The sequence below is a fragment of the Mesorhizobium sp. M1A.F.Ca.IN.020.06.1.1 genome (assembly GCF_004023265.1).
Lineage (GTDB): Bacteria > Pseudomonadota > Alphaproteobacteria > Rhizobiales > Rhizobiaceae > Mesorhizobium.
Window position 1 is genome coordinate 1 of the sequence record NZ_RZSR01000110.1, and the last position, 9520, is coordinate 9520.

8 protein-coding genes are annotated in these 9520 nt (G+C 63.4%); 7 read left to right on the plus strand and 1 reads right to left on the minus strand.

Annotated features, from left to right (window positions below; genetic code table 11):
• Both EOA60_RS07575 and EOA60_RS07580 read left to right on the plus strand, forming a co-directional pair.
• Positions 1–1400, plus strand: a 1400-nt coding sequence (locus EOA60_RS07575; RefSeq protein ID WP_164899220.1) for a glycosyltransferase family 39 protein, incomplete at its 5' end; no start/stop codon positions are given.
• A gap of 6 nt (positions 1401–1406) precedes the next feature.
• Positions 1407–2288 carry a phosphatase PAP2 family protein gene (locus EOA60_RS07580; protein WP_179293650.1) on the plus strand — a complete coding sequence of 294 codons (882 nt, stop codon included), beginning with the start codon at positions 1407–1409 and terminating at the stop codon, positions 2286–2288.
• Positions 2289–2317: 29 nt separating this feature from the next.
• On the opposite strand, the gene EOA60_RS07585 is transcribed toward EOA60_RS07580, so the two are convergent.
• A complete protein-coding gene (locus EOA60_RS07585; protein WP_066995082.1) occupies positions 2318–2992 on the minus strand; it encodes an alpha/beta hydrolase in 675 nt (224 codons plus the stop codon).
• A gap of 247 nt (positions 2993–3239) precedes the next feature.
• Between EOA60_RS07585 and EOA60_RS07590 the strand changes: the two genes are divergently transcribed.
• From EOA60_RS07590 to EOA60_RS07610, 5 genes are all read left to right on the plus strand, one after another.
• Positions 3240–4400 (plus strand): cysteine desulfurase family protein, encoded by a 1161-nt coding sequence (locus EOA60_RS07590; RefSeq protein WP_095825248.1) that lies wholly within the window; start codon positions 3240–3242, stop codon positions 4398–4400.
• A 237-nt stretch (positions 4401–4637) separates the two neighbouring features.
• Positions 4638–6155, plus strand: a complete 1518-nt coding sequence (gene sufB / locus EOA60_RS07595) for a Fe-S cluster assembly protein SufB (RefSeq protein ID WP_067328280.1) — start codon at positions 4638–4640, stop codon at positions 6153–6155.
• A gap of 26 nt (positions 6156–6181) precedes the next feature.
• Entirely contained in the window at positions 6182–6937 is a 756-nt protein-coding gene (sufC, locus tag EOA60_RS07600; RefSeq protein WP_095825250.1) for a Fe-S cluster assembly ATPase SufC, read from the plus strand.
• Positions 6938–6962: 25 nt separating this feature from the next.
• A complete protein-coding gene (gene sufD / locus EOA60_RS07605) occupies positions 6963–8237 on the plus strand; it encodes a Fe-S cluster assembly protein SufD (protein WP_095825251.1) in 1275 nt (424 codons plus the stop codon).
• A gap of 102 nt (positions 8238–8339) precedes the next feature.
• Positions 8340–9520 (plus strand): cysteine desulfurase (locus EOA60_RS07610; RefSeq protein ID WP_164899221.1); only part of this gene is annotated, 1181 nt, incomplete at its 3' end.

Here is a 9520-nt window from a genome sequence, read left to right on the forward strand (position 1 = left end):
TCTGGGTCTATCGGCTGGTTTCGATGCTCGGCATTGCGCTCGCCGTCGTGGGCATCGGCTGGACGGGCACAAAACTCTTCGGCGCCAATGGCGGCCTTGCCGCCGGCCTGATGATAGCCGCCATCTTCGCCACCGCCTTCGAAGGCCGCGACGCCAAGACCGACGCCATGTTGCTCGCCTGCTGCGTGGCCGCGCAAGGCGCGTTGGCGCAGGTCTATCTGGCCGCCCGCCGCAAGGAGCCGATTGCCGGCCACCTCCCATGGATCTTCTGGATCGCGCAGGGACTGGGAATTCTGATCAAGGGTCCGGTCGCTCCGCTGTTGTCGCTGCTGACGGCCGGCGCGCTGTTCGCCTTCGAACGCGACTGGCGCTGGCTTTTGAAGCTGAAGCTGGTGCGCGGCGTCGCAATCGTGCTCGTCATCGTGCTGCCCTGGATCATCCTCATCAGCTGGAAGAGCGGCGGCGCCTTCTTCCAGGAGGCGGTCGGCAAGGACATGCTGAACAAGGTGGCGCAAGGCGAGGAATCGCATGGCCTGCCGCCGGGCTTCTATATGCTCACCTATTCGCTGTTCATGTGGCCTTTCGGCCTGATCGCGGTCGGCGCCGGGCTGCAGGCCATCAACCGCTTCTGGGACGACCCGCGCCTGCGCTTCTGTCTCGCCTGGTATATCCCCTTCTGGCTGGTGTTCGAGGCGATCCCGACCAAGCTGCCGCATTATGTGCTGCCGGCCTATCCCGGCATGGCGCTGCTGATCGGCTGGCTGCTCACCTTGCCGGAGGACAAGGCCAATGCGCCGCTCAAGCGCTGGCAGAACTGGCTGTGGTGGTCGACCGCCTTCGGCGTCGTCGTCGTGTCGATCGGGCTAGCCGCAGTATGCATAGGCGCGCCGCTCTATCTCGCAAAAGCCTTTTCCTGGTGGAGCATTCCGGCGGCAATCGCCGCGCTCGTGACCGGCTATCTGGCTTTCCCGCGCCAATTGCAGGTGCCGCTCGAACGCATCGCGGCGATCGCGATCGGCGCGGGCGTAACGTTCAGCCTGCTGTTCGGCGTGATTGCGCCGTCGCTGAAGCCGATCTGGCTGAGCCCGGCCATCAAGGCAGCCGTCGATGCCAACCGTCCTTGCGACACCACGGTGCTCGCCTCGTCCCCCTATCACGAGCCGAGCCTGGTGTTCCTGGTCGGGACCAAGACCGTGCTGACCGACGTCGATGGCGTGGCAAAGCACCTGCTGGCCGATCCGACCTGTGCGCTGGGACTGGCGCCGGTCAAGGAGGAGCAAAAGCTCAACGAGCTGCTTGCCGGGCAGGGCAAGTCGGCGAAGCGACTGACCGAGATCGACGGGCTCAACTATTCGTCAGGAGACAAGCTGGCGCTCGGCCTTTATCGAGTGGCCCAGTGAGGAATAATGTCGGAGCTCGAAGACCCCTATAGAGCCATGTCCGCCGTTTCTCTTTACCGCCGTTCGCTCGGCAACTTCCTCGACACGACGCGCATCGTGCAGCGGCGTTTTGCAGTGCGTCCCGCGCGCTATCCCGAGATTCCCTGGCTCGTCTGGGTCTCTGCATGGCTTCTGCTGGCCATAGCCATTGGCCTCACCCTGGACAGCGCCGCCGGCAGGATGCGCGGCGGGTGGACGCCAGGCTTCGTCCGTTTCACCGACTTCTTAACGGATTTCGGCCTGGGCGGCTGGTATCTCATCCCCGCGGTTCTCTGCCTCGTCGCCGCCAACCTGACGGACTGGCGACGGCTTTCCAGGTCGTCGCGTCTGCTCGTCTACAATTGGACCTGCTTCGCTTTCCTGGTGCTTTGCGCGGTTGGTCTTTCCGGGCTGGCCGTCAACTTACTGAAATACGGCATCGGCCGGGCCCGGCCGCTCTATTTCGACGATTACGGGGTGCTGTCGCTGCATCCCTTCGCCATGGATGCGCGCTTCGCCGGCTTTCCGTCCGGCCATGCCACGACGATGGGGGCGGTGTTCGGCGTCCTCTTGCTGCTGTTTCCAAGGCGCTGGCACATCGCGCTTGCGGCCACGGCCTTGATCGCTTCGACGCGCGTCTTCGTCGGCGCGCATTATCCGAGCGACACAGTGGCCGGCTTTGGGCTCGGCCTTGCCTTTGCGATCGCCGCAGGGCTGGTCTTCGCGCGGCTCGGTTTCATCTTCCGACGGCCGTCGTCGACCAGACCCGTGCCCAAGCGCACGTTCCGGCTGCTGTCTTCCAGCGGATCCAAGGACAAAACATCGCTGGCGAGGCGGAGCCGCGAGCAATTGTCGGCTGACCGCCCGTAGAGCTATTTGGTCTAAGGATCGCCCGAAATCTACCTCAGCCGCTTCGGCCGTGGATCGGCGAGCTCGCCGGCCAGCCGCCGGTCGAGGTAGTCGGCGCATTCGTCGATCAGCAGTTCGGCGTGGTTGGCGAAGAAATGGTTGGCGCCGGAGATAGTCTTCTGCGTGATGGTTATGCCCTTTTGCGTGTGCAGCTTGTCGACCAGCGTCTGGACGTCCTTGGGCGGCGCCACCTTATCGGCATCGCCATGGATGATGAGGCCGGACGACGGGCAGGGTGCCAGGAACGAAAAATCGTAGGTGTTGGGCTGCGGGGCGACCGAGATGAAGCCCTCGATCTCGGGCCGGCGCATGAGCAGCTGCATGCCGATCCATGAGCCGAAGGAATAGCCCGCGACCCAGCAGCTCTTGGAATCCGGATGCAGCGACTGCACCCAGTCGAGCGCAGCGGCCGCGTCCGACAATTCGCCGGTACCGTGGTCGAACTCGCCCTGGCTGCGGCCGATGCCGCGGAAATTGAAGCGAAGCGTGGTGAAATCGCGCTTCTGGAACATGTAGAAGAGGTCGTAGACGATCTTGTTGTTCATCGTGCCGCCGAATTGCGGGTGCGGATGCAGCACAATGGCGATCGGCGCGCTCTTTTCCTTGGAAGGCTGGTAACGGCCCTCCAGGCGACCAGCCGGACCGGCGAAAATGACCTCAGGCATAAAATACTCCACGTGGCATACGAAGGCGCGAGCCCGGACTCTTCCTTTGGCCCATTCTGTGGCCTTGACGCCGGGCAAGCGTCTTCCTAGAAGCTAGTTTAGAATTGTTCAAAACTGGGTGCCGAGAACGCATTTTCTCGGCCGCCCGCGCCGCAAGCCGGGTAAATAGGACGGCTCGCCTTGCAATTTCAAGGAAATAACGCGCTGTCCTCGCGGAATGGCTGCTGACAGGATCGACTGAAGGAAAATGGCCGCAACTCGCGCCTATCTCGACTACAACGCCAGCGCACCTCTCATGGCAGAGGCGCGGTCGGCGGCGGTCGCGGCGCTCGATGCCGCCAATCCGTCGTCGGTTCACAGCGAGGGCCGCGCGGCGCGGCGGCTGATCGAGGATGCCAGGCGTGACGTGGCAGGGCTGGTCAATGCCAGGCCCGAGCACGTCGTGTTCACCTCCGGCGCGACGGAGGCCGCATCGACGCTGCTTGCTCCCGACTGGCAGATGGGGCGCGGCTCTGTCCGCATCAGCCACCTCTATGTCTCGGCCGCCGATCATCCCTGCATTCTGAATGGCGGGCGGTTCTCGGCGCCGCAGGTGACGAGGATCGGCGTCGATCGAGACGGCATTGCCGATCTCGAGGCGCTGACTACGGCGCTCTCCGCGCATGACAAGGCTGCCGGCCTGCCGCTGGTGGCGATCCATGCCGCCAACAACGAGACGGGGGTGATCCAGCCGATCGGACGCATCGCCGAGATCGTCAAGGAAGCGGGCGGCGTGCTGGTCGTCGATGCCGTGCAGGCGGCAGGACGGATTCCGATCGACATGTCAGCCGGTTATGCCGATCATCTGATCCTTTCCTCGCACAAGATCGGCGGCCCGAAGGGCGTCGGCGCCATCGTCGCCCGGGCCGATCTGATGATGCCGAAGCCGCTGATCAAAGGCGGCGGCCAGGAAAAGGGCCATCGCGCCGGCACGGAGAATCTTCCCGGCATTGCCGGTTTTGGTGCCGCGGCGCGGGCAGCACTCGCCGGCCTGGAAGACATGGAAGCGGTCGCGCGCCGTCGCGACAAGGTCGAAGCCATCGTCCGGGAGCTCGTCCCTGATACGGAAATCTTTGGAGCGGCAGCGCCAAGGCTTGCCAATACGACATTATTCGCTATTCCCGGCGTCAAGGCCGAGACGGCGCAGATCGCCTTCGATCTCGCCGGTGTTGCGCTGTCGGCCGGTTCCGCCTGCTCGTCGGGGAAAGTCGGGCCAAGCCATGTGCTGAAGGCGATGGGCCACGGCGAGAGCCTTGGCGCCTTGCGCGTCTCGATTGGCCGCGCCACCGGCGCCGAGGAGATCGAGGCGTTCCGGGCGGCTCTGGCGGGCATAGCCGCGCGTCGGGCTGGAAAAGAAAAGGCTGCCTGACGGCGGCAGGGCATCGGACAAGAGATCCCGGGCGGCTCTTGAAATCCGGTGTTCGAAAGACGAATTCAGGCCATCCGGCCTGGTAAAGCCGTGCGTTTCGTTTGGACGGGTGAATTTCCGGCCGGAACGCACTATATGGAGCTTACTCCGCAGCCGAGTCCTTCCCGGGGCGCGTTTCTGCGGTGCCATAGTTTGAAAACTGCCGGGCCTTGACCCCGGCGTGGATGGAGAACGCTTATGCCTGCTGTGCAGGAGACGATCGATCGAGTCCGAAAGATCGACGTCGACCAGTATAAATATGGATTCCAGACAGAGATCGAGATGGACAAGGCCCCCAAGGGCCTGAGCGAAGACATCATTCGCTTGATCTCTGAGAAGAAGGGCGAGCCGGACTGGATGCTGGAATGGCGTCTGGGCGCCTATAGGCGCTGGCTGACGCTGGAAGAGCCGACCTGGGCGCGCGTCCACTATCCGAAGATCGACTTCCAGGACATCCACTATTACGCGGCGCCGAAGAGCACGCCGGGACCGAAGTCGCTGGACGAGGTCGATCCCGAATTGCTCAAGGTCTACGAGAAGCTTGGCATTCCTTTGAAGGAGCAGGAGATCCTCGCCGGCGTGCAGAAGACCGACGCTTCGGAGCTGGAGGAGGCCAACGACAACGTCTACAAGTCCGGCCGCGTCGCGGTCGACGCCGTGTTCGATTCCGTCTCGGTCGTCACCACCTTCAAGAAGGAGCTGGCTCAGGCCGGCGTCATCTTCTGCTCGATTTCGGAAGCGATCCGCGAGCACCCTGAACTGGTGCAGAAATATCTGGGCTCGGTCGTGCCCACTTCCGACAATTTCTACGCCACGCTGAACTCGGCCGTGTTCACCGACGGCTCCTTCGTCTTCGTGCCGAAGGGCGTGCGCTGCCCGATGGAGCTGTCGACCTATTTCCGCATCAACGAGAAGAATACCGGCCAGTTCGAGCGCACGCTGATCATCGCCGAGGAGGGGGCCTATGTGTCCTATCTCGAAGGCTGCACGGCGCCGCAGCGCGACGAGAACCAGCTGCATGCCGCGGTGGTCGAGCTGATTGCGCTCGACGATGCCGAGATCAAATATTCGACGGTGCAGAACTGGTATCCGGGCGACGCCGAGGGCAAGGGCGGCATCTATAATTTCGTCACCAAGCGCGGCGACTGCCGCGGCCACCGTTCGAAGATCTCGTGGACGCAGGTCGAGACCGGCTCGGCGATCACCTGGAAATATCCGAGCTGCATCCTTCGCGGCGACGATTCCAGCGGCGAGTTCTATTCGATCGCGGTTTCGAACGGCTATCAGCAGGTCGACAGCGGCACCAAGATGATCCATCTCGGCAAGAACACGTCGAGCCGCATCATCTCCAAGGGTATTGCCGCCGGCTTCTCGCAGAACACCTATCGCGGCCAAGTCTCGGCGCACCGCAAGGCGACCAACGCCCGCAACTTCACCAACTGCGATTCGCTGCTGATCGGCGACCAGTGCGGCGCGCACACCGTGCCCTACATGGAAGCCAAGAACGCGACGGCGAAGTTCGAGCACGAGGCGACGACGTCGAAGATATCCGAGGACCAGAAGTTCTACGTGATGCAGCGCGGGATTCCCGAGGAAGAGGCGATCGCGCTGATCGTCAACGGCTTTGTCAAGGACGTCATCCAACAGCTGCCGATGGAGTTCGCTGTAGAGGCGCAGAAGCTGATCGGCATCAGCCTCGAGGGTTCGGTCGGCTGACCGCAGAAGATATTCAGGAAAAAAATATGCTTGAGATCAAGAATTTGCATGCCCGCATCGTCGAGGACGGCACGGAGATCATCCGTGGCCTGAACCTGACGGTCAAAGCCGGCGAGGTCGCCGCCATCATGGGCCCGAACGGTTCGGGCAAGTCGACGCTGTCCTACATCCTCGCCGGCCGCGAGGACTACGAGGTCACCGAAGGCGACATCCTCTACAACGGCCAGTCGATCCTCGAAATGGATCCGGCCGAACGTGCCACCGCCGGCATCTTCCTCGCCTTCCAGTATCCGATGGAGATACCGGGCGTGGCGACCATGGAATTCCTGAAAGTCGCGATGAACGAGCAGCGCAAGGCGCGCGGCGAGGAGCCCCTGAAGGTTCCGGAATTCCTGAAGCGCGTGAAGGACGCCGCCGCTTCGCTCAACATGGACATGAACATGATGAAGCGGCCGCTCAATGTCGGCTTCTCCGGCGGCGAAAAGAAGCGCGCCGAGATCCTGCAGATGAAACTGCTCGAGCCGAAGCTCTGCGTGCTCGACGAGACCGATTCAGGCCTCGACATCGACGCCCTCAAGATCGTCGCCGATGGCGTCAACGCGCTGCGCTCGCCGGAGCGCGCGATCGTCGTCATCACCCACTACCAGCGCCTGCTCGAGCACATCGTGCCGGACAGCGTGCACGTGCTCTACAAGGGCCAGGTCATCAAGTCTGGCGACAAGTCGCTGGCGCTCGATCTTGAAACCAACGGCTATGCCGGCGTGATCGGGCAAGCCGCGTGAGATGGGGCCAAGTGAGGCAAGAGCAATGAACATGCACGCACAGCCCCAGCGGACATTGGCCGAAACGGCGCTGATCGACGCCTTCGGCGAGCGGCTATCGCTGCTGCCCGGCGACGGCGCAGTGATGGTCAAGCGCGACGACGCGATCGAGGCGATCAAGCACGGCCTGCCGACGCGCCGCGTCGAATCCTGGCACTATACGGACCTGCGCCGGCTGCTGACCTCGGTGCCGGTCTTCGAGGCCGGGGACATCGCAAAGGCGCTCGATCCGGTCCTCGACGGTTCGGCCGTTCTGCCGGTGCTGAACGGCGTTTCGAGCGCCAAGGCTCCCGAGATCGAAGGCGTCACGGTGCAGCGCCTGTCGGAGAAGCTCACCGACGGCAGTATCGCGCCGGGGCTCGATCGCTATGGCGCCGATGACGCAATCGGCGCGCTGAACACGGCCTTCGTCGCCGACGGCTATTTCGTCGACATCGCCGACGGCACCGAGCTGGAAAAGCCGATCGAGCTGCAGAACCTCCAGGCCGGCGGCCAGACGCATGTGCGGCTCCTGGCACGTGTCGGTGCCGGCGCCAAGGCAATCATCGTCGAGCGCCAGACGGGCGAGGGCGGCGAAGCCGCGCTCGTCAGTTCGGTCAGCCAGCTTGTGGTCGGCGACGGTGCCGAGGTGACCTGGCTGATCGTGCAGGAGCAGCCGGACACGGCGACGCACCTTGCCCAGCTCAAGGCGCATATCGGCAAGGACGCCAAGCTGACGCTGTTCGTGATGAACGCCGGCGGCAAGCTGGTGCGCCAGGAAGTCGTGGTCAGGACGACTGGCGAGGGCGCCGATTTCAAGCTGCGCGGCATCAACCTTCTGGCCGGCGACACGCATACCGACACCACCATGGTGCTCGACCATGCCGTGCCGCACACCGCTTCGACCGAAGTGATCCGCAATGTTGTGACCGGCAAGGCGCGGGGTGTCTTCCAGGGTCGCATCAACGTGCACCAATACGCGCAGAAGACCAACGCCAAGATGGCGTGCAACACGCTGCTGCTGTCGGACGAGGGTGAGTTCTCGACCAAGCCGGAGCTGGAAATCTTCGCCGACGACGTCGTCTGCGGTCACGGGGCGACGGTCACGGAGATCGACCACAACCATCTGTTCTATCTGATGGCGCGCGGCATCGAGGAAAAGGCGGCTCGAGGGCTGCTGGTGAAGGCTTTCGTCGCGGAAGTGATCGAGGAACTGGACGACGAGGCGCTCGTCGATGCGCTCGAAGCGCGGCTCGACGCCTGGTTTTCGACGCACGGATAGCGCTTTCCCCTTCTCCTACTTGGGAGAAGGTGGATTGGCGCGGAGCGCCAAGACGGATGAGGGTGCCGGACGGAGTGAGGCGAAGCCTCGAAAGACCTTGTGATGGACCAGAAGATCGAAACCGCTCCCTACGACGTCGAGGCGATCCGCCGCGACTTCCCGATCCTGTCGCGGCAGGTCTACGGCAAGCCGCTGGTCTATCTCGACAACGGCGCCTCGGCGCAGAAGCCGCAGGTGGTGCTCGACACGATCCAGCACGCCTATTCGCAGGACTACGCCAATGTCCATCGCGGCCTGCATTTTCTGTCGAATGCCGCGACCGATGCTTATGAGAAAGCACGCGAGACGGTACGCCGCTTCCTCAATGCGCCGAGCACCGACAACATCGTCTTCACCTCCAACACCACCTCGGCGATCAACACGGTCGCCTATGGCTACGGCATGCCGAGGATCGGCGAGGGCGACGAGATCGTCCTCTCGATCATGGAGCACCACTCCAACATCGTGCCCTGGCATTTCATCCGCGAGCGGCAGGGCGCGAAGCTTGTCTGGGTGCCGGTCGACGATCTCGGCGCCTTCCATATCGAGGAATTCGAGAAGCGGCTGACGAACCGCACAAAACTCGTCGCCATCACCCATATGTCGAACGCGCTGGGCACGGTGACGCCGATCAAGGAGATCGTGCGCATCGCGCATCCGCGTGGAATTCCGGTGCTCGTCGACGGCAGCCAGAGCGCCGTGCATATGCCGATCGACGTGCAGGACCTCGATTGCGACTTCTTCGTCTTCACCGGCCACAAGGTTTACGGGCCGTCCGGCATCGGCGTGCTCTACGGCAAGAAGCACATGCTGGAAGCGATGCGGCCCTTCATGGGTGGCGGCGAAATGATCGAGGAGGTGACGGAAGACATCGTCACCTACAACGAGCCGCCGCACCGTTTCGAGGCCGGCACGCCGCCGATCGTGCAGGCGATCGGGCTGGGCGCCGCGCTCGAATATATGGAAAAGGTCGGCCGCGAGCGCATCGCGGCGCATGAGGCGGACCTCAAGAATTACGCCCACGAGCGGCTGCGCGCCATCAATTCGCTGCGCATCTTCGGCGACGCGCCCGGCAAGGGCGCCATCATCTCGTTCGAATTGCAGGGCATCCACGCCCATGACGTGTCGATGCTTATCGACAGGCAAGGCGTCGCGGTCCGCGCCGGCACGCACTGCGCCCAGCCGCTGTTGAAACGCTTCGGCGTGACCTCCACATGCAGGGCATCGTTCGGCATGTATAACAC

What these genes read in the sequence shown, in the direction of transcription:
- sufC (WP_095825250.1), top strand. Translation starts at nt 6,182, where the DNA reads ATGCTTGAGATCAAGAATTTGCATGCCCGCATCGTCGAGGACGGCACG.
- sufB (WP_067328280.1), top strand. Translation starts at nt 4,638, where the DNA reads ATGCCTGCTGTGCAGGAGACGATCGATCGAGTCCGAAAGATCGACGTC.
- EOA60_RS07585 (WP_066995082.1), bottom strand. Translation starts at nt 2,992, where the DNA reads ATGCCTGAGGTCATTTTCGCCGGTCCGGCTGGTCGCCTGGAGGGCCGT.
- EOA60_RS07590 (WP_095825248.1), top strand. Translation starts at nt 3,240, where the DNA reads ATGGCCGCAACTCGCGCCTATCTCGACTACAACGCCAGCGCACCTCTC.
- sufD (WP_095825251.1), top strand. Translation starts at nt 6,963, where the DNA reads ATGAACATGCACGCACAGCCCCAGCGGACATTGGCCGAAACGGCGCTG.
- EOA60_RS07580 (WP_179293650.1), top strand. Translation starts at nt 1,407, where the DNA reads ATGTCGGAGCTCGAAGACCCCTATAGAGCCATGTCCGCCGTTTCTCTT.